Source organism: Pseudochrobactrum sp. B5, from assembly GCF_001939785.1.
Classification (GTDB): Bacteria; Pseudomonadota; Alphaproteobacteria; order Rhizobiales; family Rhizobiaceae; genus Pseudochrobactrum; species Pseudochrobactrum saccharolyticum.
This window is the reverse complement of the sequence record NZ_MOYL01000001.1, coordinates 999,159-1,023,338: the sequence shown is the minus strand read 5'-3', so window position 1 is coordinate 1,023,338 and position 24,180 is coordinate 999,159. Positions and strand designations below refer to the sequence as shown.

Below are 24,180 nucleotides of genomic sequence, written 5' to 3'. Positions count from 1 at the left end.
TAATGATAAAATTGTCAGGCCAGTTCATAAAGCCTTATCGTGGTGATCCCGTAATTGCGTTCATCGCGCAATATGAAGCGGTCATCCAGCGTGATAACGGCTTCTGACACTTCTTCCAGTATCAAAAGCGCATCAGGCTTCAGCCATCCGCCTTCAAGTGCAGAGATAAAAGCCTGTTCACCCAAACCTTTACCATAGGGCGGATCGGCAAAAACCAGATCAAATTCGCCCATTGTACCGGTCGGCCCCAAGGCTGTTGCATTGCGGCGGAACACTTTTGTATTCCCCTGAAGGCCGAACGCCTCCACATTCTGGCGCAACAGGCCACGCCCTTCTACGGATTCCTCAACGAAAACCGTATAGCGGCAGCCGCGTGACAAGGCTTCAAGACCAAGCGCACCGGTGCCGGCAAACAGATCCAGCACGCGTGTATTGTCCAGCTTCTCACGAAAACCATGCGTGATAATATTGAACAGACTTTCGCGCGTCCGGTCGCTGGTCGGCCGGATTGCAGAGCTTTCCGGCGTCACCAGTGCACGTCCGCGGAATTTACCGCCGACAATGCGCATTAACGTTTATCTCCGCGCGGGCCGGAACGTGGACCTGCACCACGAGGGCCTGCCCCGCGAGGACCGGACGGACGGTTGCCGGATGGTTTACCACCCTGCGGGCCCTTACCGAAAGGCTTGCCACCGCGCCCGCCTTCAGGCTTGCCACGGAATGGTTTGTCGCCCGACGGACGGTCACCAAACGGCTTCTTGTCGCCAAATAGCTTCTTGTCAAAATTGCGCTCACCGGAGAAACGACGCTCTTCGCGTGCCGGACGATCGCCTTCATCAAAAGAACGACGGTTTTCCGAGCGGAAGCCTTCGCGCTTGAAACCGTCACGATTGTCTTCATCGCGGCGGAAACCCTGACGCTTATAACCGTCTCTGTCCTCTGAACGACCCTGATAACCGCGACCGCCTTCTTCACGCTGCGGACGGTCATCACCATCACGGCGCGAACGGCGGCGATCATCACCCGGGGTCGGCTTGGACGACGAATTATAGGCCTTGGCACCCGGTGCCATCCATACATTCACGCCGCGCGGACGCTGCGGCTGTGAACCGAACTTGTCATCATCCTTGTCACCACGGCCACCTTTAGCAAAGCGCGGCTTGTCGAAACCACCGGAACGCGGTGCAGATGTGCTGAGGCGTGACAGACCATCTTCACGCCAGCTCTTACCATCGCGATCACGCTGGAAAGGCTTGCGCTCACCATCACGCGGCGCACGGCCTTCTTCACGACGGTCACCGTCTTCACGGTCACGGCGGAACGGTTTACGCTCACCGTCCATACGCCCTTCGCCACGCTTGGCACCGAAGCCGCCCTTGCCGCCACGGCCACCGCCTGCATTGCGGCTGCTGGAAATCCAGTCGGATTTGTAACGGGAACGGCCCTCGCCTTCCTCGTCACTGCCGCGCTCTTCATAAGCATCAAAACGCGGGCTGCGGGACGGCAATTCGCCCTTAACCGCTTCATTCGAGAATTCATTGAGGATCGGCGCATCAAAATCCGCACCGGAATCTTCAACCAGTTTCTCACCGAGCTGTTCACGCAGGGTACGGCCACGGATTTCGCGCACCGCGCCCTCTTCCAGATCGCCCAGCTGGAACGGCCCGAAAGAAACGCGGATCAGGCGGGAAACGGCCAGACCAAGCGCACCAAGAATATTCTTAACTTCGCGGTTCTTGCCTTCGCGCAGACCAATGGACAGCCAGACATTGGCGCCCTGCTCGCGCTCCAGAGTTGCCTCAACCGCGCCGTAGAACACGCCGTCAACAGCGATACCGTTTTTCAGCTCATCAAGCTGTGCCTGTGTTACTGTACCGTGAGCGCGCACGCGGTAGCGGCGCAGCCAGCCGGTAGCAGGCAGTTCCAGAACGCGGGACAGACCGCCATCATTGGTCAGCAGCAACAGGCCTTCGGTGTTGATATCAAGACGACCGACCGACAAAACGCGCGGCAATTCAGCAGGCAGTGCATCAAACACTGTCGGACGACCTTCCGGATCACGGTTGGTTGTCACCAAACCGGCAGGCTTGTGATAGAGCCACAGGCGGGTACGTTCAGCCTGCTGCAGAACTTTATTATCAACGGTAATACGATCTGTGCGCAGAACATTCACAGCAGGGCTGGTCAGCACTTTACCGTTTACAGCAACACGACCGGCAGCAATCATGCTTTCCGCTTCACGGCGCGAGGCAATACCCACACGCGCCAGACGTTTGGCGATACGTTCGCCTTCTTCAGCGGCACTCATATCAAAGCCGCGGGGCTTATCGCCGCGAGGTTCAAAACCACGAGGTTTGTCGCCGCGCTCACCGAAGCTGCGCGGCTTGTCACCACGGGATTCACCTTCAAAACGACGCGGACGGTCAGAACCTCTGTCATCGCGCGTACGCTCACGCTTTACAAAAGGACGCTTGCCGCGTTCATTATCATGATCGTCACGGGTCATTAGAATATCAGCCTTTCACCGGTATTTCTGCCCGGCGTCAAAAATCGAAAATCAGGATGCGGAAAGCCCTGCTGCAAAACCGCTGCGCGTTTTCGCCGGACATGCTTTATGCTAAATCATTCCGATCCGGCAAAATTTAGGATAAAGCTGGCACGATTGCAGCGCAGTTCTTATGCTACACACCTTATTAAAGCTACGCTCTAACAAATCATCACCGCGCTTGCGAGTAAAATATCTGAAAGGCTGCCGCACATTATGCAAAAAAACGCAACCGGCGGCAATTCCGGCAAGATGAACAATAAAAATTCACAATCCCCTGCGGCAAGTTTGGCTTCTGCAGAGAATTTGGTTTCCGTGACACATCCGGCAAGCGGTCATGCAAAGATATCTCCCATGCAGGCCGCAATGGAAGAAGCCCGCGCCGCAGAAGCACGGGGCGAAGTGCCGATCGGCGCGGTCATCACACATAAAAACCGGATTATTGCCCGTGCGGGTAACCGCACCCGCGAGATCAATGATCCAACCGCCCATGCCGAAATTCTGGCAATCCGCATTGCCTGTGAGGCTCTGGAAAATGAGCGTCTCGGGGATTGCGATCTCTATGTGACGCTGGAACCTTGCGCCATGTGCGCGGCGGCGATTTCTTTCGCCCGTATCCGCCGCCTTTATTATGCTTCAAGTGATCCGAAGGGCGGCGGCGTGGAATATGGCCCCCGCTTCTACAGCCAGCCGACCTGCCATCACGCACCGGAAGTCTATTCCGGCATAGGTGAAGCGGAGGCAACCGACATGCTGAAACGTTTCTTTCAGGAAAAACGCAAATAAAAAAAGCCGCGTCCTTTGTCAGGACGCGGCTTTTTCAAACTTTATTCAAATCCGAATTAAAGACCGAGCTTATCGCGCCAGCTTTTCGAGCCGGTGGCTTCAGCCTTACGACGGCGTTCTTTCTTCGCCTCGTCCTCACCCAGATCACCGACTGCAGCAGTGGCGGCTGGCTGACGATAGCTGACCGGCGGCTCACTCAGATATTTACGCTGTGTGGCAGAACCGCCTGCGCGGTCAAGCTGCGCCTGCTTGGCAGCAGCGGCAACTGCCGGATCGGCAACAGAATCACGTGATGCATAATCTTCACGACGGCTGGCACCGCTTGGCAGAATCTGACGGCGCGGCGTGAAATCGCTCGGGCTGTCAGGTGCAATCGGCGAAACGAAATTCGGATTGTCGCGGTTTGCTTCAATCTCTGCACGCAGACGTTTGCGGCGTTCTTCCGGCGATTCCGGCCATGAAGGATCACCGGCGCGGGCAACACTTTCCTGTGGCTGCGGCAGGCTTTCTTTCTGCCCTGCAACAGGCTTCACCAGCTCCGGACGCGGCTTATATTCAATACCGGTTCTCTTTTTCGGACCGATTGTAGCAATGGATGACATATCATCCAGCAATTGCGTGCTGGCTGACTTGCCTGTTCCATAGGTCGGATCGGACACGCAACCGGCAAGACCCAAACTGGCCAGCACTGTTGCGAAAGCGAAAATGCGTCCTTCAATCTTCATGAGCACCACTTTTATCCGTATTCGGCCAGATTACCCAACCACCGCTACATTAAATTTCATGCATTATGGCGTTATCGGTACTTTCCGGCAACTCCAAGGCATGAAAGCAGATTTTCACTGCCGACAAGATATTTCAATGCAGTGCCTTAGCACGGCAGAAAATATGCGGCAATCACTGATAACTGCTTGTCAGAGCGGTTCCTGTTAAAATTGAATTACCGGAACCGCTCTTTTTCTTTGTTTTACGCATTATCCAACGCAAACCGCTTCGCACTTTTGCTGGAAATGCTTACCTGTGATCGCCGCAGATTCATACTTATCCCAAACGACCAAGAGCTTTCAGCTCATGCAATGCCGCAGCATCGCGTGCCGATACATCAGGGAACTCAGAATCACTGCCGACATCATTGGTATAACGCCATGAACGGGCGCATTTTGTACCGTCTGCCTTGGCAGGCACAACAGCAACACCCTTCACATCGCTCAACGCGAATGCCTCACCGGCAACCGGCTGATCGCTGATGGTCAATCCGCTGGTGATGCAGATCTCAGCCATATCCAGACCCTGTACCGCTGAGAGCAGCGACGCATCGGTGATATGCACCAGAGGTGCAGCTTCCAGCGACGAGCCGATACGCTTGTCTGCACGTTCCAGCTCCAGAGCGCCGGTAACAACGCGGCGTACATCGCGCACCTTGTCCCATTTCGCAGCCAGAACCGGATTATTCCATTCAGCAGGAATGTTGCGGAACTGCTCCAGATGCACGGAAACCGCATCTTTATAACGGTCAAGCCATGCTTCTTCCGTTGTGAAAGGCAGCATCGGTGCGAGCCATGTCACGATATTATCGAACAGGTGACGCACGGTCTGCAAAGCAGCTTTGCGGCGCAGGCTCGATGGTGCATCGCAATAAAGCGCATCTTTGCGGATATCGAAATAGAAAGCCGACAACTCGATATTGGTGAAGTCGATCAGCGCACGGGTGATGCGTTTGAATTCAAATGCATCATAACCATTGCGAACAACTTCATCCAGCTCGCTCAGGCGATGCAGCATCAGCTTTTCAAGTTCCGGCAGATCGGCATAGGCAACTTCTTCGCCTTCATCATGCGCCAATGTACCCAGCATCCAGCGGATGGTGTTACGCAGCTTGCGGTAAGCGTCAATATTGGTCTGGATGATGCTCTTGCCGAGGCGCTGATCGTCCCAGTAATCCGAGGTCATCACCCAGAGACGCAGAATATCTGCACCGGAATCCTTGATGATTTCCTGCGGGGTCACTGTATTGCCGAGCGACTTCGACATTTTCTTGCCATGCTCGTCCATGGTGAAACCATGGGTCAGCACTGCATTATAAGGCGCACGGCCACGGGTTCCGCAGCTTTCAAGCAGCGAAGAATGGAACCAGCCGCGATGCTGATCCGAACCTTCCATATAAAGATCAGCAGGCCATTTCAGATCAGGGCGGTCTTCCAGCGTGAACGTATGCGTTGAACCGGAGTCGAACCAGACATCGAGAATGTCGGTAACCTGCTCCCAAGCTTCACCGGCGCGATTGCCGAGGAATCGCTCACGCGCACCTTCTGCAAACCATGCATCGGCACCTTCCACTTCAAAAGCCGCGAGAATACGTTCATTCACGGCTTCATCAATCAGCACTGTACCGTCTTCGGCTGCGAACACGCAGATCGGCACGCCCCATGCGCGCTGGCGTGACAGCACCCAATCAGGACGGTTTTCAATCATCGCACGCAGGCGATTCTGACCGGCAGCCGGTACAAAACGTGTATCATCAATGGCTTTCAGAGCACGGGAACGCAGCGTTGTGCCGTCGCCCAGTTCCTTGTCCATATAGACGAACCATTGCGGTGTATTGCGGAAGATAATCGGCTTTTTCGAGCGCCATGAATGCGGATAGGAATGCTTCATGCGGCCACGGGCGAACAGCAGGCCACGGGCGATCAGTTCTTTGATAACCGCTTCATTGGCATCACCCTTCTTGCCGTTATCATCGATAACGCGGGCAGCACCGCCTTCACGGTCAGGGCCGAAACCCGGTGCGTCAGCAGTATAGAAACCGGCATCATCCACAGGGAAAGGAATCGCAGGATTGATACCGCGTGCTTCAAGTTCACGTGCAGCATCCATCCATGCTTCAAAGTCTTCACGACCATGGCTTGGCGCAGTATGGACGAAGCCGGTACCGGCATCATCAGTCACATGCTCACCGGCAACCAGCGGCACGATAAATTCATAACCGCCGCCAAAGCCCTTGAGCGGATGCTTAAGAGTCATTAGATGCAAATCGTCCGCAGAGACTTCTCGAAGGCGCTTAAAAGTCAGCTTAGCTTTTTTAAAGCACTCTTCGGCCAAATTATCAGCAAAGATCAGCTTTTCGCCAGCCTGCGGACCAAAGTCGTTCTCTGCACCAGTGACTTCATAAAGGCCATAGGCAACTTTCGGCGAATAAGCAACGGCACGATTACCTGGAATTGTCCAAGGAGTAGTCGTCCAGATAACAACGCTCACATCCCCTTCAAATAATAATGGAATGGAAACAGGTTTAACTAGTTCACTCGGACTATCAGCAGAAATACGCCTGATAGGAATATCATTATTTACAGGGAATTTCACCCAGATCATATCCGACTCAACATCGTGATATTCAACTTCGGCCTCGGCCAGAGCAGTGCGCTCAACAACTGACCACATAACCGGCTTGGAACCGCGATAAAGCTGGCCGGAACGGGCGAATTTCAGCAATTCACCGGCAATGCGGGCTTCCGCATGGAAATTCATTGTGGTGTATGGCTGTTCAAAATCACCGGTGATTGCCAGACGTTTGAACTCATCGGTCTGAACCTTGATCCAGCCTTCAGCAAATTCGCGGCATTCCTTGCGGAATTCATTGACCGGCACTTCGTCTTTATTCTTGCCCTGCGCACGGTATTTTTCTTCGATCTTCCATTCGATCGGCAGACCGTGGCAATCCCAGCCCGGAACATAGTTCGAGTTATAGCCGCGCATCTGGAACGAGCGAGTGATCACATCTTTCAGCGTCTTGTTCAGCGCATGACCGATATGAATATTACCATTGGCGTATGGAGGGCCGTCATGCAGCACCCAAAGCGGACGATCCTTGGCATCTTCACGCAGCTTCTTGTAAAGATTCATCTCTTCCCAGCGGGCAACCAGCAGCGGCTCACGCTGAGGAAGGCTGGCGCGCATCGGAAAGTCGGTCTGCGGCAGGTTAAGCGTTTTGGAATAATCGATTTTTTCAGCAGTCATTATCTTGAGCATTCAGTTGGACTGCCGGAGCATAATGCAGGCACTATGCTGCTCTCAGGCAGGCAGTCTTAAGAAAATATATATCCTGAAATTGCGGCAGAGTTCATCATGCCTCAGGATGTCAGCTATTCTTCCCGGACCTTTCCCCCTGAACCATCCGGTCAGGCTTAAGAAAAGGCCGGGCCAATAATTCGGCCGGCATAGCGCAGCATTATAAATATCGAGTATTGTCTCATCATGGTGATGCTTTTACCAATGCAGGCGCGCAGAATAAAGAGGCAAGACAGATAAACTTTGCCCTTCCGGCAGATTTTCAAAGCAAATAAGCCGTTACTTTTCTAAAAGCTGACGGTTTTCGCTCAAAACATCAGTCCAGCGTAAAATCAAAGCGGTAGGTTGCCGAAACACCAACCGTCAGCTGATGGCGTGATCCGCGCTCGGATACAAGGCTGGAGCGCGCTGCTTTGCCTTGCAATTTAGTATATTCGGCATAAAGGCTGGTTGTGATTTTATCGGTTGTCATCCATGTCACCGCGCCACCCAGTCCGGCAGATGTAATTCCCCCGCCATCCGGATCATAAACGGAAAGACCGCTGGCAACGGATTCCTCAGCATTAATACCATAATAGGTATCCAGATATTTCTCGGAAGCAAAAGACATGCGCGGCCCGCCGGAAACACGGATCGCCGGTGTCACATCATAAAATGCATCCCCTGCCAGTTCGCCGACAATACCATTATGCGCCCGAACTCCGTGACGCAGTTCTGAACGCAGACGAAACCAGTCCGTCGGGTAGAATTCCATGAAACCGCCGACCTCACCGCCCCATGGCACATCTTTCAAGCCATCAGCCTGACTGCCGCCACGCGCCATCAAAAACTCACCGGTCAATCCCACGCGAAAATCTTCCATATCCATCAGAGCGAAGGAAATATTATCATTGCGGGATGAAAAGCGCTCGGCAACACCTGTGCGACCAAAGGAAATCAGAGGCTGCGCACTCATTATATATTTGCTGGAGCCTGTAAAACGGGGCTGGCGGTAAAAGTCGCCGCCGACGGTCAGCGACCAGTCACCAGACCAGAAATGTTTTCCTGATGATTGCCCGCCCTCTTCCGCCAAAGCCGGATGAATGAATGATGCAGCAGACAAAACAGCCAATCCGGCAATCCGGAACCGGTTAAACATATTACGCAAAACGCATACTCCAGACGCCATTTGCAGGCGGACAAACAGGTATGCGCCTATTTTTCAAGTAAAGCGGTAAATATATTCTGAAATATTGAGATCAATTCAGCTGCGGGAGAATGTCAGATAGGAATCCAGCAAAGAAAGCGGCTGTACAGCGGATAATATTGCCCGTGCTTCAGCTTCATCCTGCCGCATCTGCACCATCAATGCATCAAGCGAATCGAATTTCTCTTCTCCGCGTAAATAAGCAAAGAAAGATACAGAGCAGAATTCGTCGTAGAGATCGCCTGAGAAGTCAAACAAGAATGTCTCAAGCAATGCGCAACCGTCACTGTCCACGGTCGGACGGCGGCCAAAACTGGCAACACCATCATAAAGCGTGCCGTCAGCACGGCGGAAACGCACAGCATAGATACCGTGTTTCAGATTGGTCTGCTCCGGCAGCGCCATATTGGCTGTCGGAAAACCAAGCGTGCGCCCCAACTGCTTGCCTTTAATAACAGTGCTGGCCAGCGTGTAGCGATAGCCCAACAGTCCCGCTGCGCCCGCCACATCACCTTCAGCCAGATGGGAGCGAATGCGCGAGGAGGAAACCACCTCGCCGCCCTCATCTGTAAAAGGCTCAATCAGGGTCACGCCGAAACCGTGTTTCTCGCCCGCCTGTTTCAAAAATTCCGGATTACCCTGCCGCTTTTTGCCGAAGTGAAAATCAACACCGGTAATGACTTCCGATGCCCCCAGCCGTTCGATCAATGCCTGATCGATGAATTCCTGCGCACTCAGGCAGGAAAATCCGGCATCAAAGCCCTGCTCCACCACAACATCAAAACCGAGCAAACCCAAAATAGCCGCTTTTTCCTGCGCATCAGTCAGGCGGTCAACCGGCTGATCCGGATTGAAAAAACTGCGCGGATGCGGCTCAAATGTCAGCACAACAGCCGGACAATTGCGCTCTTTGGCCAGTTGCAGGGTTTTCTCAAGCACAGCCTGATGACCGCGATGCACACCGTCAAAATTGCCGATCGCCACCACGCCGCCGCGCATATGCGCAGGCAGCGGCTCACTGCCGTTCACACCGCAGGTGAGACGAAGAATTGCGGATTTTGCAGCAAATTCTGAAGGCATCGCAGTCATTGAGTTGTTTCAGATCAGTTGTTCAGGGATTAAAAACTTCCAGCAATCACACCAGATAACGCATCACTGCTGCCGGTGCCTCACCGTGACGGCCAAGAAATGCCAGCAGCTTGTCGTGATCGACTTCGCCCTTGGCCACATAATCAGCCGCGTGAATACCGCCGGAAATATACAGCACATCCACGCCGTAATTCTGCGCACCTTTCACATCGGTCAGCATACCGTCGCCGATAGCAAGGATGCGGGATTTATCAACAGACTTGCCGGTCAGCTTTTCTGCGGCCTGCATTGCGGCCGCATAAATCGGGTGATGCGGCTTACCGGCGATAAGTGTGCGACCGCCGAGCTGCGTATAATCACGCGCCAGTGCACCGGCACACCAGATCAGGCGGGTGCCGCGTTCCACAACGATATCAGGATTGGCGCAGATGAATGGCAGATTGCGCGAACGGAAACGCTGCAACAGTTCGGCATAATCTTCCGGCTTTTCCACTTCATCATCGACCAGACCGGTACAGACAACACCGGATGCCTCATATTCTTCAACCAGTTCCACATCCAGCCCGTCATAAATCGCCAATTCGCGCTCAGGCCCCAGATGATAGATTTTACGCGGGCCTGCAGCGATCAGGTCGCGGGTAACATCACCGGATGTCACGATCTGGTCGTAGCTCTCATTGGTGATACCCATCATTTCCATCTGGGCGGCAACACCGGGAAACGGGCGCGGCGAATTGGTAATCAGCACCACTTTGACACCGGCTTCACGGGCACGTTTCAGAGCATCTGCAGCCGGACGATAGGCTTCCACCCCATTATGCAACACGCCCCAGACATCACTGAAGATCACATCATAACGGTCAAAAAGATCATCGAGTTTCGCCGGATGCAGCATAAAACTATCCTTAAATCAATTATCTCCGCGGCTAAACGGAGCACAGGCGCACCATTCGCGCGCACGGATCTGCATGAAAGACGCGGTTAAAGCCAAAGCTTCAGGCGCCGGATTTTATAAATGCTCTAAACCAACAGGCAGCATATGTCACCCGTTTTACGTGAGCGAAAATATCACAACACTGTTTATATTTTGACGCAGCACGGAACCACGCCGCTCATGTTTCATTAACTCTACCCTGTACCCAGTTTTTTTACTGTGTTTCGTGACGGCTTGTTAGAACCAATCCATTACCATCAGAGAGAATGAAAAGATTGAATCGCGTTTCCTGTCATGTCTGCCGTTATCTGAAACGTCACACAACATGAAACAGACGGACAATAAGAAGACTATGTTCCGGCCTGTGCCGGCAGGAGAGATTATGCGTTGCGTAAAAAGCCCAAAACAGCGATCCGGCAGTTTTTTTGCACTGATAATGCGGTTTCGCAGAAACCAGACCGGCGCTATTGCCCCGCTTTTCGCATTGATGCTCCCGCCTATTCTTTTTGCAATGATGCTGGCGATTGACACAGCCAATCTGATGCGTGTGCGCGGAAATGTTCAGCAGTCACTTGATGCCGCTGCGCTGGCTGTCGGTAAACGCTTCACTGTCGTTTCGGAAGAAAGCCAGATCCGGGCATTCGGCAAAAAAATATTTGACGCTAATCTGCGTGCCATCGAACCGGACAAAACTCAGTTTACTCTGGAGTTTCCTAAAGGTCGCGATTCAGACCAGCAAATCGTTGCCGGCGCATCCTTCCGTTATATTTCATTTTACGGAAGAGCCGTAATGGCAATGACGAAAGATGAAGTTGACTGGGATAAATATACTTTTTCAATGTCTGCAACTGTACGCCTTAAGAATACTCTGGAAGTCGCTCTTGTCCTTGATAATTCCGGCTCGATGTCTGAACGCGGCTCGGGCTCAGGTCTCAAGCGCATCGACTTGCTAAAACAGGCATCAGCTCAGCTCGTAGACAAGCTGGCAGAACAGGCCAAGCTCATAACGCATCTTGAAAATCCGGTACAGTTTTCCCTGGTTCCTTTTGCTGCCTCAGTCAATATCGGCCCCGAAAACCAGGCCCAGCTATGGATGGATCAGACCGGTATCTCGCCGGTTCATTATGAAAACTTCACCATGCCCACGGCAAACAACCCTATCAATGTCGGGTACAATAAAAATATCATTCTTCGTGATGGTGCTTATTTTAAACAAGGGTCTGGTTGGGGAAGCGAAAACGGCCATTATTTCACGCGGTTCAGCCTGTATAATGACATGCAAACCACACGTGGCAGAACATATACAAGCTGGAAAGGTTGTGTAGAAGCACGCCCCGGAGAGTACGGCATTAATGCTGATCGCCCGTCACCCGGAACCCCCGACACTATGTATGTTCCGATGTTCGCCCCTGATGAATATGACTCCAGTCGTTCACTGAACCATTGGTGGTCGGATAACGGAGGACGTTACGACAGCTATCAAACAATGCAGCGGGATTTGAAAAAATATTACGTCGCGCAAAACACGTCTGGTGAAGGAACATCCGGTCCGAATTACAGCTGCACAACAACGCCGATCACTACACTTACAGATGTAACAACTGACAATGGCCTGAGAACGGTAAAAAATGCCATTGCCAAAATGCAACCGGATGGCGGTACAAATGTGCCGGAAGGTATGGTCTGGGGCTGGAGAACACTTATCCAGAATTCGCCATTTGCAGGCGGAAGAGCTATTTCGGAGCGGGGCAATGATAAAGTCGTCATTGTTCTGACCGATGGTGCCAACACTTATTACCGTTACAACTCACTCGGCGGTACAGACTATGCAAACAACATATCCAACTATTCTTCACTGGGATATACCGCAGTTACAACTAAATCCTACGACAGAACACGTATTTTTCAGGAAGCACGCGGCGCCAGCAATGTTCATGACAATGCCTATTATACTGAAGCACTGAATGCGCGCTTCAAAAAATTGTGCGAGCTTGCAAAACAGGACAAAATCATGGTGATGACTGTTGCGCTTGATCTGCGGCAGAACAATGCGACAGATCGCAAGCAGATGGAAACTATGAAACAATGCGCCTCAGAATCTCGGGTGCGATTTGATAAGGACTTTCCTACCCAGCGGGCAAAACTTTTCTGGAATACAACCGGCGGCAATCTTGAACAGACATTCCGTGAAATTGCGGATGAATTATCCAATTTGCGCGTTGTTCGCTGATTGATGAGAAAAACCACGGCGCGGTTGCACAGAGCCCGCCGTGGTTTTATTTTCTCACCCTTCCAACAGAGTTCATACCGCTTTCACATTCGGGCAATAATATCCGAAACACGATAATACACTTTTTGACATGTAAATTTGTTGCCGTCAGGCACTTATAAATCCGCAGGACGGGCATCATCTTTGTGCCTAAGCATTTGATTTACGATGCCCCCTGTCAGTTTTTACAGGGTTTATCACCGGCAATATTGTCTTTTATGCCCGCCGGAAACCTTGACTCCGAAACGGCTCTTTCCTATATCAAAAGCACGTTAGCACTCACACAAAGAGAGTGCTAATAATCCACGGGCCGAAAGGCCTTCAACTCATTTTGCTGCCTTATTTCAAGGCGTATTTTCAAGGGTTATATCCATGGCAGAGATCAATTTCCGCCCTCTTCATGACCGCGTTGTCGTTCGTCGTGTAGAATCGGAAGCAAAGACAGCCGGTGGCATCATTATTCCTGATTCAGCCAAAGAAAAGCCGTCTGAAGGCGAAGTTGTCGCCGTTGGTTCCGGTAACCGCGATGAAAGCGGCAAGCTGGTTGCTCTGGACGTTAAAGCTGGCGACCGCGTTCTGTTCGGCAAATGGTCCGGCACAGAAGTGAAGATCGGCGGCGAAGACCTGCTGATCATGAAAGAATCCGACATTCTCGGCATCATCGCCTGATTTTCGATTTAGCCTGAGCGGTTCATAGCCCGGGCTTATTCACCATCCCTTTTCAACAGTTCAAATCGGGAAGCCTTGAAGGCAAGACCTCAGGCTCCAGGAGAGAAAAATGGCTGCTAAAGACGTAAAATTCGGTCGTTCAGCGCGCGAAAAAATGCTGCGCGGCGTCGATATCCTTGCAGATGCTGTTAAAGTAACGCTCGGCCCTAAAGGTCGTAACGTTGTTATCGACAAATCTTTCGGTGCGCCACGCATCACCAAAGACGGTGTATCGGTTGCCAAAGAAGTAGAACTTGAAGACAAGTTCGAAAACATGGGCGCACAGATGCTGCGCGAAGTCGCAAGCAAGACCAATGACACTGCAGGTGACGGTACAACAACCGCTACCGTTCTCGGTCAGGCTATCGTTCAGGAAGGCGCAAAAGCTGTTGCTGCCGGCATGAACCCGATGGATCTGAAGCGCGGTATTGATCTGGCTGTGACTGAAGTTGTTGCAAACCTGCTCGGCAAAGCTCAGAAAATCAACACTTCGGAAGAAGTTGCTCAGGTTGGCACCATCTCCGCTAACGGCGAAGCTGAAATCGGCCGCATGATTGCGGAAGCGATGCAGAAAGTCGGCAACGAAGGCGTTATCACTGTTGAAGAAGCCAAGACAGCTGAAACCGAGCTGGAAGTTGTTGAAGGTATGCAGTTTGACCGCGGTTACCTGTCTCCGTATTTCGTAACCAACCCAGAAAAGATGGTTGCAGAACTGGAAGACGCTTACATCCTTCTGCACGAAAAGAAGCTTTCCAACCTGCAGGCTCTTCTGCCGGTTCTCGAAGCTGTTGTTCAGACTTCCAAGCCACTCGTCATCATCGCTGAAGACGTAGAAGGCGAAGCACTGGCAACTCTGGTTGTTAACAAGCTGCGCGGCGGCCTGAAAATTGCTGCTGTTAAGGCTCCTGGCTTCGGCGATCGTCGTAAGGCAATGCTCGAAGATATCGCTATCCTCACCGGTGGTCAGGTTATCTCCGAAGATCTCGGCATCAAGCTGGAATCCGTGACCCTCGACATGCTCGGCCGTGCGAAGAAAGTTGCGATCACCAAAGAAAACACAACTGTTGTTGATGGTGCCGGTTCGAAAGCTGAAATCGAAGCCCGCGTTGGCCAGATCAAACAGCAGATCGAAGAAACTTCTTCCGACTACGACCGCGAAAAGCTGCAGGAACGTCTTGCCAAGCTCGCCGGCGGTGTAGCAGTTATCCGCGTTGGCGGTGCAACTGAAGTTGAAGTTAAAGAACGCAAAGACCGCGTTGACGATGCTCTGAACGCAACCCGTGCTGCGGTTGAAGAAGGTATCGTACCTGGTGGTGGTACCGCCCTGCTCCGCGCATCGGCCAAGATTACCGTTACAGGTATCAATGCTGATCAGGACGCCGGTATCAACATCATTCGTCGTGCGATCCAGGCTCCTGCCCGTCAGATCACCACAAACGCCGGTGAAGAAGCATCCGTAATCGTTGGTAAAATCCTCGAGAACGCTTCCGAAACCTTTGGTTACAACACTGCAACCAACGAATATGGCGATCTGATCAAAGCTGGTGTTGTTGATCCGGTTAAAGTTGTACGTACTGCTCTGCAGAACGCAGCTTCTATCGCTGGCCTGATGATCACCACCGAAGCCATGATTGCTGAACTGCCGAAGAAAGACGGCGGCATGCCAGCAATGCCAGGCGGCGGCATGGGCGGCATGGGCGGCATGGATTTCTAAGAAGTCCATCCGAGCATTTCGTAGCACAGGCGTGAGCGTCTGTGCGGCCACGATAATGCGGCTAAGAAATGAAAAAGCCTCTGAGAAATCAGGGGCTTTTTTTACGCCCATGAGAGAATAAGCCTGCACCGCAAAGCGGTGCGGGAGGCGGCATGGATTTCTAAGAAGTCCATCCGAGCATTTCGTAGCACAGGCGTGAGCGCCTGTGCGGCCACGATAATGCGGCTAAGAAATGAAAAAGCCTCTGAGAAATCAGGGGCTTATTTTATATCAAAACACTAAAATCTGCACGGCATAGCGATGCGGCACAGGATATAGCTTGCCTTATGCATTTAAGCTGTTTATGTAACCTCTCCGTTTTTCAGGAGAGATATTTCTAAATAAATTGTAACCAATGCGATTAGCGACCATCACAATTGCAATGCATTATTTTTTTAAAGTTACTGTACTTAATGATAGCTCAAAATTATTTTAGTATCTCCTTAAGGATCAGGCTTTAAAGATTGAAAATCTGCAGCTTGCGCTGGTCGGCACTCCTATTTGCCCCCGCTTGAAGGAACTGCTGACCGCGCATAGGGAAGACGGGGAAACCCGTCTTCCCACGCTCTTCCCAGCACAATTTCCGCTTTTCACAAGTCATAAATAAGAGCTCCGATATGCAGCTTGCGCCTGTGAAGCTCATAGTTCGGCCTGTTGGCTGGTCGCTTCATCTCAGCACTCTGTTTTACATATAATTGCTTCACACTGTGCGGAATGCGCTATAGGTTTGTATTTACAAGCTTCGCTGTTCTGATCTGGACAGTGCTTTCATTGCATCGCAACGGAGGGAAGACGAATGCGTAAAGAACACCCGATTACAACGGCACCGCAAGACGGACGCACAGTCACGGTACTCTGGACAGACTTTGATGGTCAGCTCAATGAATCCCCTGCCCGTTATCGCCGGCTTGAACAGCTTCAAAAAGCCGGTGGCGACTGGAATGAAAGCGACACCGGCTGGTGGACTTTCATTGACAGCACAACCCAGAAAAAAATCGATCCGACTGCCTGGATAGAAAATCCGGATGATGAGGCCGAGGACGACTAACCGCCTTTAATATTGCACGCGCGATAACGGCACCGCACTGAAAATATTAAACTTATTTTCACTTGTGACCTTGCAGAAGCCTACACAAAACTGTGTTTTGCACGGTCTCGCAATACCTGTAACCGATACCATATGACACTCTGACATCTTCCCAGAATACAGAACTTCAGGAGCTGTAAATGTCTGACCAACGTACCGAAACCGATAGTTTCGGCCCTATCGCTGTTGATAATGATCGTTACTGGGGCGCGCAAACCCAGCGCTCTCTGCAAAATTTTAAAATCGGAACAGATCGCCAGCCACTACCGCTCATTCATGCACTCGGCATTGTCAAACAGGCCGCAGCAGAGACAAATATTGCTCTGGGCAAACTTGATCCGGTATTGGGCCGCGCCATTACTGTAGCCGCTGCAGAGGTTGTTGAAGGCAAGCTGGACGACCATTTTCCGCTGGTGATTTATCAGACCGGTTCCGGCACCCAGTCGAACATGAATGTCAACGAGGTGATCTCCAACCGCGCGATTGAAATGCTCGGCGGCACGATCGGCAGCAAAAAGCCGGTTCACCCGAATGACCATGTGAATATGGGACAATCCTCCAATGACAGTTTCCCGACTGCCATGCATATTGCCACGGCGGTTGAAGTCACATCCCGCCTACTGCCAGCCATCGATCATCTGATTGATGCGCTGAAAGCCAAAGAAGAGAAATTCGCTCATCTGATTAAGATCGGCCGCACCCATACGCAGGATGCAACACCGGTTACACTGGGGCAGGAATTCTCTGGTTATCGTGCGGCGGCAGAATATGGCAAGCACCGTATTGTGCAGAGCCTGACAGATGTTTATCTACTGGCGCAGGGCGGCACAGCGGTCGGCACCGGCCTGAATTCAGCAAAGGGTTTTGATACCGGTTTTGCCGATGCGGTTGCCAATATTACCGGCCTGCCATTTAAAACCGCTCCGAATAAATTCGAGGCACTCGCTTCCCACGGCGCTCTGCTCAATCTTCATGGCAGTCTGAATGCGCTTGCCGCCGATCTGTTTAAGATTGCCAATGATATCCGCTTTCTCGGTTCCGGCCCCCGCTCCGGCCTCGGCGAATTGCAATTGCCGGAAAATGAGCCGGGTTCATCGATCATGCCGGGCAAAGTCAACCCAACACAGGCAGAAGCACTGACCATGGTTGCCACTCAGGTTTTCGGCAACCACACAACCGTCACTGTTGCATCCAGTCAGGGGCATTTTGAGCTGAATGTTTTCAAGCCTGTGATCGCGGCCAATGTGCTGCAATCTATCCGTTTGCTGGCTGACGGCATGAATTCCTTTGTCGATCATTGTATTGACGGGATTGAAGCCAATGAAGCCCGCATCCATGAACTGATGGAAAATTCACTGATGCTGGTAACAGCTCTTGCCCCGCAAATCGGCTATGATGCGGCCGCGAAGATTGCCAAAACCGCTCATCATAATGGCACGACTTTGCGCGAGGAAGCCCTGAAAAGCGGTCTTGTCAGTGAAGCAGAATATGAAGCTTTAGTGCGTCCGGAACTGATGTTGCACCCTGCATAACTGCTCTGCATGACGAATGAATTGCAGCCCGTAACAGCTCACTGTTGCGGGCTGCTTTCTTTTATAAGCTCTTGTAACCTTAACTTGCTATCAACGCAGGGCTATCGGTGTTAAATTTCAACATGCTATTTTAGGGTTCACTATTGATGAACAATATGTCAATATCTGTCTATATTTACAATACAGTCACTTATTAGTTATCCATTGCGCAACAGCAATTCATGCTGCGCACAATGAGCCTGCAGCATAAATCACTTTTTTATTGTTAACTTTTATTGCCTGGAAGCCTCTTACCCTCCTCCAGCAATATATCATCCGGAGCCTCATAATGAGCACTGTTTCCGCCTCCCAGAATTCCATTATTATTCTGATCTCCCGCGTTTTTCTTGCTATTCTTTTCATTCTTGCAGGTTGGGGCAAGCTGACCGGCCTTGAAGGCACTGCGCAATATTTCGGTGCGATCGGCCTGCCAATGCCAAGCGTGACCGCAGTTCTCGTTGGTCTGGTTGAATTTGTTGGTGGCCTCGCCATTCTGATCGGTTTCCAGACCCGTATCGCAGCGGTCGTTGTTGCCCTGTTCACCATCGGCGCCACACTGGTAGCCCATATGGACTTTGCCGAAGGCATGAACGCACTGATGGCACAGAAAAATCTCGCAATTGCAGGTGGTCTGCTGCTGCTCGCTGTAACCGGTGCCGGTGCATATTCAGTAGACCGTCGCGGTCGCTAATAGCTGAACACTTCTATCTATCAAAAAGGCCGCAATTCATGAGAATTGCGGCCTTTTCTTTTTTTAAATATGTAAGCTTATTTCAAACTGTCACAGATACGGCTGATAATTTCCGCCACCCGCGGATTATCCAGACTGCGGCGCGCAGAAACCAGACAAGCCTGCGACTTCAGCATAATGCCGTCATCCAGAATTTTCAGTCTATTGGCTCGTAATGTCGAACCGGTCGACGTGATATCAACGATAATATCCGCAGAACCGGCAGCCGGTGCGCCTTCTGTTGCACCCAAGCTCTCAACAATACGGTAAACCTGAATACCGTGCTTCTGAGAGAAGAACTGCTGTGTCAGCCGCCAATATTTGGTGGCAATCCGCAAACGGCGACCATGACGCTGACGGAAATCCGCAGCCACATCATCCAGATCGGCCATTGTCGCCACATCGTGCCAGACTTCCGGCACGGCAACGATTACATCCGCATGGCCAAAGCCAAGCTGCGTTTCAATCTGCACTTTTTCATCTGCACGCGCCAGCGTTTCACGGATCAGGTCTTCACCGGTCACACCGAGATCAACCGTCCCATAACCCAGTTCACGGGCAATTTCTGACGCAGAGAGAAACAGAATATCCACATCATCCACGCCTTCTATACGGGCGCGGTAATTGCGGTCATCTTCCGGCAGAACGACATGCAATCCGGCTTTCGCCATCACTGCAATTGTTTGCTCTTTCAGACGGCCTTTGGAAGGCAAAGCCAGTGTTACAGTCATGAGCGCGCTCCTGTCTGTGTTGCCTCGGCACATTTTTGTAAACGGTCGAGCCAGATGGAGAAACCAACACCGGAAATACGCTCTTTCGCGCCCAGCATTGTCAACAAACGGTCATAACGTCCGCCACCGACAATCACACCGCAATCAGCATCGCGACTGGTAATTTCGTAAACCAGACCGGTATAATAATCGAGCGGACGGCCAAAACCTGCATCATAAGTGATAATGCCAAGATCAATACCAGTCTTACGCATTTCCTCAACACGTTTGCCGAAGCTCTGCAATGCAGCGCCGAGATCAAGACCGTTCTGTTCGGCAAATTCTGTCAGCTGTACAGTCGCCTGTTCCAGCGGTACACGGATGGACAGGAATGTCTTAAGTGCTGTCAGCACCCGATCTGCCAGCTGAACCGCAGCCAGTTGCTGCTTCTCCATCAGACGCCGTGCAATCTCAGAAGGACTGCGGCCTGCGGCCGGTGAAATACCTGCAACCTGCATTTCCTGTGCAAGTGCAGTGACCAAAGCATCTTCGCCCTGTTCATCCACAATTTGACGCAAACGCTCAGGAATGACATTACCAAGACGCGGCGATGCCAAATCCTGCAAGGCCTGTTCCAGCAGTTCAGCACTACCAAAAGCACGCGCCAGCTTTTTCTGCCAGCCGCGCGGCAGGCCGAGAGATGCCAGAACAGCTTCAAACACAGACTGATCGCCGAGCAGCACCTGCAATGATGCATGGGGGGCAGCCTGATGCACAGCATTCAACGCATCACTCAGCGAGCGCGCATCGGAGGCCGGTTCATTATCGCCGCCAAGATCTTCGATACCGGCCTGATGAAAGCTGGTGCCGCCTTCACGACGCTGACGGAAAACCTCGCCAATATAAGAATAGCGCTTCGGCGTGGCTGCATTCAGCGCAATATGATTGCGGCAGACCGGAATGGTGAATTCCGGACGCAGACACAGGCTGTCGCCATTTTCATTCTCAGTCAGAAAAATCCGGCTGCGCAAATCCTCACCGGCCATATCAAGAAACGGGTCGGCCGGTTGCAGGATCGGAATATCAACAGCTTCACTCGACGTGGTTGCAAAATAAGACGCCAGATCAGCGGCAATATCTGCTGTTTGACGATTGCTCATTTTACTTCGCCTGCCTGCTTAGTTCTTGCAAACGATCCTCTGCCTGTTCAGCCAGAATACGCTTCACTTCCGCAACCAGATCAGCTTCTTTGACAGTGATCTGCGCCGGACGACTGGCGCGCCATTCCTCATTGCTTTCGATCTCACCGGAAAGACGCTTGCCCTCGATCAGATCTTTGATCTGAATTTCGCCATTGGCACGTTCATCTCCGCCCTGAATAATCGCAAGCGGCGCATTGCGGCGGTCTGCATATTTCAGCTGATTACCGAATTTCTTCCAGTTGCCCTGATACATCTCGGCGCGGATACCGGCATCGCGCAGATCCTGCGTGAATTTCTGGTAGCGGCCGAGGCTCTCAGCATCACCGTCCATCACCGTAATGACGACCGGCGCCATTGCATCTTCAGTGCCGAGCTTGCCGAGGTTTTTCAGCGCAGTCATCAGACGGGAAACGCCGATGGAGAAACCGGTTGCCGGAACCGGCTGACCACGGAAACGCGACACCAGACCATCGTAACGGCCACCGCCACCAACAGAACCGAATACGACTTTTTCACCCTTTTCATTGGTGACGTCGAATTGCAGTTCGGCCTCATAAACAGGACCGGTGTAATATTCGAGACCACGCACAACCGACGGATCAATTTTAATACGCCCTTCATATCCTGCAGCTTTTACAAGATCACGAATTTGCTCTAACTCACGAAGACCTTCCTCCATGAGACTACTAGTATTAAAACCACTCTCGCGTATTGCTTGGAGTAGAGATTTATAGACAAAATCACCATCTACCACAGGCAGGTATGGAAAGACTGGATCAAGCGCACTACTCTGACTTCCATCATCATAATCACGCTTATCAATTGTAATAAAATTAACAATCAAGTTAATTTGGTTTATTGAGAGCTCTGCGCCTTTAGTGAAATCTCCAGAACCATCACGGCGCCCTTTACCGAGCAATTCCCTTACGCCATCAACACCAAATTTATCAAATTTATCGATAGCACGCAGCACATTCAATCGTCGTCCTGCATTATCATCACCAGAGAGTCCGATAGATTCCAATACGCCATCTAACACTTTACGATGATTGACGCGAATTATATAATCGCCGCGCTGAATGCCGAGACGTTCCAGTGTATCCGCTGCCATCATGCACATTTCCGCATCGGCAGATACGCCCGGTGCACCAACAGTATCAGCATCGAACTGCATGAACTGACGGAAACGGCCTGGACCCGGCTTTTCATTGCGGAATACCCAGCCATTGCGATAGGTGCGGAACGGCAGCTGAATTTCATTGAAATTCTCAGCCACATGACGCGCCAGTGGCGCAGTCAGATCATAGCGCAGCGACAACCATTGTTCATCATCATCCTGAAGCGAGAACACGCCCTCATTCGGACGATCCTGATCCGGCAGGAATTTGCCCAATGCATCAGTATATTCAACAAGCGGCGTTTCAATCGGATCAAAACCGTAGCGCTCATATACCTCACGGATAGTCGCCAGCATCTTCTCGGCAGCACGCAGATCATGAGGCTCGCGGTCCACAAAGCCGCGCGGCAACCGCGCTTTCATCTTCTCCGCTTTATTTGCCATGATACTGATCCGCTAAACTTGAGTTATCTTGAAGATTAAATGCCTTAATATGCTTGAAAGGCGCGTATGTTTCCTAACCGATCAGTTTGCATGCGGCAAGAGCAAGATCCGCGCAGAAACATATTATGCTGGCCGCACAAAATCCTGTCGCAAGCGCTCAATCACCGGGCGGCAATAACAACCTTCCAGATGATCATTCACCAACCCCATCGCCTGCATAAAAGCATAGACTGTTGTCGGGCCGACAAATGACCAGCCGCGCTTCTTCAGATCCTTGCTGATACGGGTAGAAATCTCGGTTAAAGGGTTCGCTTTATAAGCCGCCAGATCAAACCGTAGCGGCCGGTCTTTCGGTTGCGGCTCAAAGCTCCAGAAATAAGCGGCCAGCGAGCCCTTCTCGGCAATCAGATCAATCGCACGACCTGCATTATTAATCGCTGATTTGATTTTGCCGCGATGGCGTACAATGCCCTTATCCTGCATCAGACGCTCAACATCTTCCTCAGTAAACTGCGTCATTTTATGAAAATCAAACTCTGCAAAAGCACGGCGGAAGTTTTCACGCTTACGCAGAATTGTCAGCCATGACAGGCCTGACTGAAAGCCCTCCAGACAGATTTTCTCGAAAAGACGACGATCATTATCAACCGGAAATCCCCATTCCGTGTCATGGTAAAGCAGATAATCCGGCAAACCGCCATGCCAACCACAGCGCACCCGCCCGTCTTCCCCCAAATGCAATCCTGCTTCCAGAACCGGTATATCCTGCACCATTTTTCACCCGCGCCATCTCTGCCCAAACCAACGAGTCTCTCTATAGCATATTTCATTTGATATGGAACAAAAAAAGAACATATCTTCCATTTCAAGACAGAAAGCAGCCGCGAAACCCAACTCAGAATATTTACCTGCTGATAACCAAAAGAGAAAGTTTTCACCGCATTTGCACATCCGCAAGGCAGTGATTCACCTTTTCAAAAGGGTCAGGCATCACAGTCGAGGCAAAGGAATCTGCATGTCTCGCCTGCTGAACAGTGCATCACAGTTTCAGGCATGACTTCAACACAGGACGATCTGATGAAACCACGTCATCTGCTGCTGATCGCATCCATTGCTGCTTTTGCCCTGTCCGCCATTTCAGCTGGCGGAGCATTTGCCAATGACCGTTATGCCACACCGCCGCCTCTGGTTCTCAGCCCTGATCTGAGTGCGCCCTGGGTCACTCAATTGCAGCCACAGCGCTATGCCACTCAGCTTGCGCCATCAAAGCCGCGTATCTACCGCAACAGCGGATCACAAGGCATTCAGGCACCGGCGCAACGCTCCGCCACACGCCAGCAAGCACGCACAAAACAGAATAAAATCCTGCAACGGAATGCAACCTATCAGCAGGGTTCATTCATCCGCACCAGCGCGGCAGCTCCGCAAAATCCTGCAAAGGCTGCAGGCGGTATGAACCCAATCTATCTGCCGCAGGAAGTTGATTACCCAGCTTCCCATAAGTCCGGAACAATCGTGATCGATACGAAAAACAAGTTTCTGTATCTTGTCGGAGATAATGGCAAAGCCCGCCGCTACGGCGTAGGTGTCGGTAAAGAAGGTTTCAGCTGGAAAGGCACAGAAACCGTGAGCCGCAAAGCCGAATGGCCGACATGGCATCCGCCGAAAGAAATGATTGCCCGCGAGCGCAAGAAAGGCCGCATTCTTCCTGTCCGTATGGAAGGCGGTATTGCCAATCCGCTCGGCGCACGTGCGCTGTATTTAGGCAATACGCTCTATCGTATTCACGGCACCAATGCGCCATCCACCATCGGGCGCGCAGTATCCTCCGGCTGTATCCGCATGCGCAATCAGGATGTGGAAGATCTCTATGAACGGGTGCCGGTGGGCACGAAAGTCGTCGTTCTCTGAATCTATCCTGAAGAGCAGAATAGGATTTCTGTTTAAACGCCCTACAACCAAAAGCCCTGCATCAGACACTGAT

19 protein-coding genes are annotated in these 24,180 nt (G+C 51.8%); 8 read left to right on the top strand and 11 right to left on the bottom strand.

Annotated features, from left to right (window positions below):
• Nucleotides 1-14: 14 nt before the first annotated feature.
• Together rsmD and BKD14_RS04480 are read right to left on the bottom strand one after the other, a co-directional pair.
• On the bottom strand, nt 15-569 hold the full coding sequence (gene rsmD / locus BKD14_RS04485) for a 16S rRNA (guanine(966)-N(2))-methyltransferase RsmD (RefSeq protein WP_022711239.1): 555 nt from the start codon (nt 567-569) through the stop codon (nt 15-17).
• Nucleotides 569-2,506, bottom strand: a complete 1,938-nt coding sequence (locus tag BKD14_RS04480; RefSeq protein ID WP_075654417.1) for a pseudouridine synthase — start codon at nt 2,504-2,506, stop codon at nt 569-571. The genes rsmD and BKD14_RS04480 overlap by 1 nt, the downstream gene beginning before the upstream one ends.
• Nucleotides 2,507-2,899: 393 nt before the next feature.
• Here BKD14_RS04480 and BKD14_RS04475 point away from each other — a divergent pair, with 393 nt between their 5' ends.
• Nucleotides 2,900-3,331 carry a nucleoside deaminase gene (locus BKD14_RS04475; RefSeq protein WP_075654789.1) on the top strand — a complete coding sequence of 144 codons (432 nt, stop codon included), beginning with the start codon at nt 2,900-2,902 and terminating at the stop codon, nt 3,329-3,331.
• Between the two features lie 56 nt (nt 3,332-3,387).
• Here the strand turns inward: BKD14_RS04475 and BKD14_RS04470 are convergent, their stop codons facing one another.
• From BKD14_RS04470 to BKD14_RS04450, 5 genes are all read right to left on the bottom strand, one after another.
• A complete protein-coding gene (locus tag BKD14_RS04470; RefSeq protein WP_075654416.1) occupies nt 3,388-4,056 on the bottom strand; it encodes a hypothetical protein in 669 nt (222 codons plus the stop codon).
• Between the two features lie 316 nt (nt 4,057-4,372).
• Nucleotides 4,373-7,345, bottom strand: coding sequence for an isoleucine--tRNA ligase (gene ileS, locus BKD14_RS04465; protein ID WP_075654415.1), 2,973 nt, complete (start codon nt 7,343-7,345; stop codon nt 4,373-4,375).
• Between the two features lie 367 nt (nt 7,346-7,712).
• A complete protein-coding gene (locus BKD14_RS04460; RefSeq protein ID WP_245293555.1) occupies nt 7,713-8,507 on the bottom strand; it encodes a MipA/OmpV family protein in 795 nt (264 codons plus the stop codon).
• A 132-nt stretch (nt 8,508-8,639) separates the two neighbouring features.
• Nucleotides 8,640-9,662, bottom strand: a complete 1,023-nt coding sequence (locus BKD14_RS04455; protein ID WP_075654788.1) for a bifunctional riboflavin kinase/FAD synthetase — start codon at nt 9,660-9,662, stop codon at nt 8,640-8,642.
• A gap of 55 nt (nt 9,663-9,717) precedes the next feature.
• Nucleotides 9,718-10,566, bottom strand: a complete 849-nt coding sequence (locus tag BKD14_RS04450; RefSeq protein ID WP_022711246.1) for a TIGR01459 family HAD-type hydrolase — start codon at nt 10,564-10,566, stop codon at nt 9,718-9,720.
• Nucleotides 10,567-10,930: 364 nt separating this feature from the next.
• Between BKD14_RS04450 and BKD14_RS04445 the strand changes: the two genes are divergently transcribed.
• The 6 genes from BKD14_RS04445 to BKD14_RS04415 all read left to right on the top strand — a co-directional run bounded on the left by BKD14_RS04445 (nt 10,931) and on the right by BKD14_RS04415 (nt 18,684).
• Nucleotides 10,931-12,835 carry a pilus assembly protein gene (locus BKD14_RS04445; RefSeq protein WP_245293554.1) on the top strand — a complete coding sequence of 635 codons (1,905 nt, stop codon included), beginning with the start codon at nt 10,931-10,933 and terminating at the stop codon, nt 12,833-12,835.
• A gap of 411 nt (nt 12,836-13,246) precedes the next feature.
• Nucleotides 13,247-13,543 (top strand): co-chaperone GroES, encoded by a 297-nt coding sequence (gene groES / locus BKD14_RS04440; RefSeq protein WP_022711248.1) that lies wholly within the window; start codon nt 13,247-13,249, stop codon nt 13,541-13,543.
• A 109-nt stretch (nt 13,544-13,652) separates the two neighbouring features.
• A complete protein-coding gene (gene groL / locus BKD14_RS04435; protein ID WP_075654413.1) occupies nt 13,653-15,296 on the top strand; it encodes a chaperonin GroEL in 1,644 nt (547 codons plus the stop codon).
• 835 nt (nt 15,297-16,131) lie between these two features.
• Nucleotides 16,132-16,383: a hypothetical protein gene (locus BKD14_RS04425; protein ID WP_075654411.1), complete on the top strand. Its 252-nt coding sequence runs from the start codon at nt 16,132-16,134 to the stop codon at nt 16,381-16,383.
• A gap of 179 nt (nt 16,384-16,562) precedes the next feature.
• Nucleotides 16,563-17,954, top strand: coding sequence for a class II fumarate hydratase (gene fumC / locus BKD14_RS04420; RefSeq protein WP_075654410.1), 1,392 nt, complete (start codon nt 16,563-16,565; stop codon nt 17,952-17,954).
• A 328-nt stretch (nt 17,955-18,282) separates the two neighbouring features.
• Nucleotides 18,283-18,684: a DoxX family protein gene (locus tag BKD14_RS04415; protein ID WP_075654409.1), complete on the top strand. Its 402-nt coding sequence runs from the start codon at nt 18,283-18,285 to the stop codon at nt 18,682-18,684.
• A 77-nt stretch (nt 18,685-18,761) separates the two neighbouring features.
• Here BKD14_RS04415 and hisG read toward each other — a convergent pair whose 3' ends face one another.
• From hisG to BKD14_RS04395, 4 genes are all read right to left on the bottom strand, one after another.
• Nucleotides 18,762-19,454, bottom strand: coding sequence for an ATP phosphoribosyltransferase (gene hisG, locus BKD14_RS04410; RefSeq protein WP_075654408.1), 693 nt, complete (start codon nt 19,452-19,454; stop codon nt 18,762-18,764).
• The gene (locus BKD14_RS04405; protein ID WP_075654407.1) at nt 19,451-20,593 is read right to left on the bottom strand and encodes an ATP phosphoribosyltransferase regulatory subunit; all 1,143 of its coding nucleotides are present in this window, start codon (nt 20,591-20,593) and stop codon (nt 19,451-19,453) included. Before BKD14_RS04405 ends, hisG begins: the two co-directional genes overlap by 4 nt.
• A gap of 1 nt (nt 20,594) precedes the next feature.
• On the bottom strand, nt 20,595-22,196 hold the full coding sequence (gene hisS / locus BKD14_RS04400; protein WP_075654406.1) for a histidine--tRNA ligase: 1,602 nt from the start codon (nt 22,194-22,196) through the stop codon (nt 20,595-20,597).
• 123 nt (nt 22,197-22,319) lie between these two features.
• Entirely contained in the window at nt 22,320-22,970 is a 651-nt protein-coding gene (locus BKD14_RS04395; protein WP_075654405.1) for a DNA-3-methyladenine glycosylase I, read from the bottom strand.
• Between the two features lie 303 nt (nt 22,971-23,273).
• Here BKD14_RS04395 and BKD14_RS04390 point away from each other — a divergent pair, with 303 nt between their 5' ends.
• Nucleotides 23,274-24,107, top strand: a complete 834-nt coding sequence (locus BKD14_RS04390; RefSeq protein WP_075654786.1) for a L,D-transpeptidase — start codon at nt 23,274-23,276, stop codon at nt 24,105-24,107.
• The last annotated feature ends 73 nt before the right edge of the window (nt 24,108-24,180 follow it).

Coding starts and splice junctions, on each gene's coding strand:
- rsmD (WP_022711239.1), bottom strand. CDS start 569: ATGCGCATTGTCGGCGGTAAATTCCGCGGACGTGCACTGGTGACGCCG.
- BKD14_RS04480 (WP_075654417.1), bottom strand. CDS start 2,506: ATGACCCGTGACGATCATGATAATGAACGCGGCAAGCGTCCTTTTGTA.
- BKD14_RS04475 (WP_075654789.1), top strand. CDS start 2,900: ATGCAGGCCGCAATGGAAGAAGCCCGCGCCGCAGAAGCACGGGGCGAA.
- BKD14_RS04470 (WP_075654416.1), bottom strand. CDS start 4,056: ATGAAGATTGAAGGACGCATTTTCGCTTTCGCAACAGTGCTGGCCAGT.
- ileS (WP_075654415.1), bottom strand. CDS start 7,345: ATGACTGCTGAAAAAATCGATTATTCCAAAACGCTTAACCTGCCGCAG.
- BKD14_RS04455 (WP_075654788.1), bottom strand. CDS start 9,662: ATGCCTTCAGAATTTGCTGCAAAATCCGCAATTCTTCGTCTCACCTGC.
- BKD14_RS04450 (WP_022711246.1), bottom strand. CDS start 10,566: ATGCTGCATCCGGCGAAACTCGATGATCTTTTTGACCGTTATGATGTG.
- BKD14_RS04445 (WP_245293554.1), top strand. CDS start 10,931: ATGAAACAGACGGACAATAAGAAGACTATGTTCCGGCCTGTGCCGGCA.
- groES (WP_022711248.1), top strand. CDS start 13,247: ATGGCAGAGATCAATTTCCGCCCTCTTCATGACCGCGTTGTCGTTCGT.
- groL (WP_075654413.1), top strand. CDS start 13,653: ATGGCTGCTAAAGACGTAAAATTCGGTCGTTCAGCGCGCGAAAAAATG.
- BKD14_RS04425 (WP_075654411.1), top strand. CDS start 16,132: ATGCGTAAAGAACACCCGATTACAACGGCACCGCAAGACGGACGCACA.
- fumC (WP_075654410.1), top strand. CDS start 16,563: ATGTCTGACCAACGTACCGAAACCGATAGTTTCGGCCCTATCGCTGTT.
- BKD14_RS04415 (WP_075654409.1), top strand. CDS start 18,283: ATGAGCACTGTTTCCGCCTCCCAGAATTCCATTATTATTCTGATCTCC.
- hisG (WP_075654408.1), bottom strand. CDS start 19,454: ATGACTGTAACACTGGCTTTGCCTTCCAAAGGCCGTCTGAAAGAGCAA.
- BKD14_RS04405 (WP_075654407.1), bottom strand. CDS start 20,593: ATGAGCAATCGTCAAACAGCAGATATTGCCGCTGATCTGGCGTCTTAT.
- hisS (WP_075654406.1), bottom strand. CDS start 22,196: ATGGCAAATAAAGCGGAGAAGATGAAAGCGCGGTTGCCGCGCGGCTTT.
- BKD14_RS04395 (WP_075654405.1), bottom strand. CDS start 22,970: ATGGTGCAGGATATACCGGTTCTGGAAGCAGGATTGCATTTGGGGGAA.
- BKD14_RS04390 (WP_075654786.1), top strand. CDS start 23,274: ATGAAACCACGTCATCTGCTGCTGATCGCATCCATTGCTGCTTTTGCC.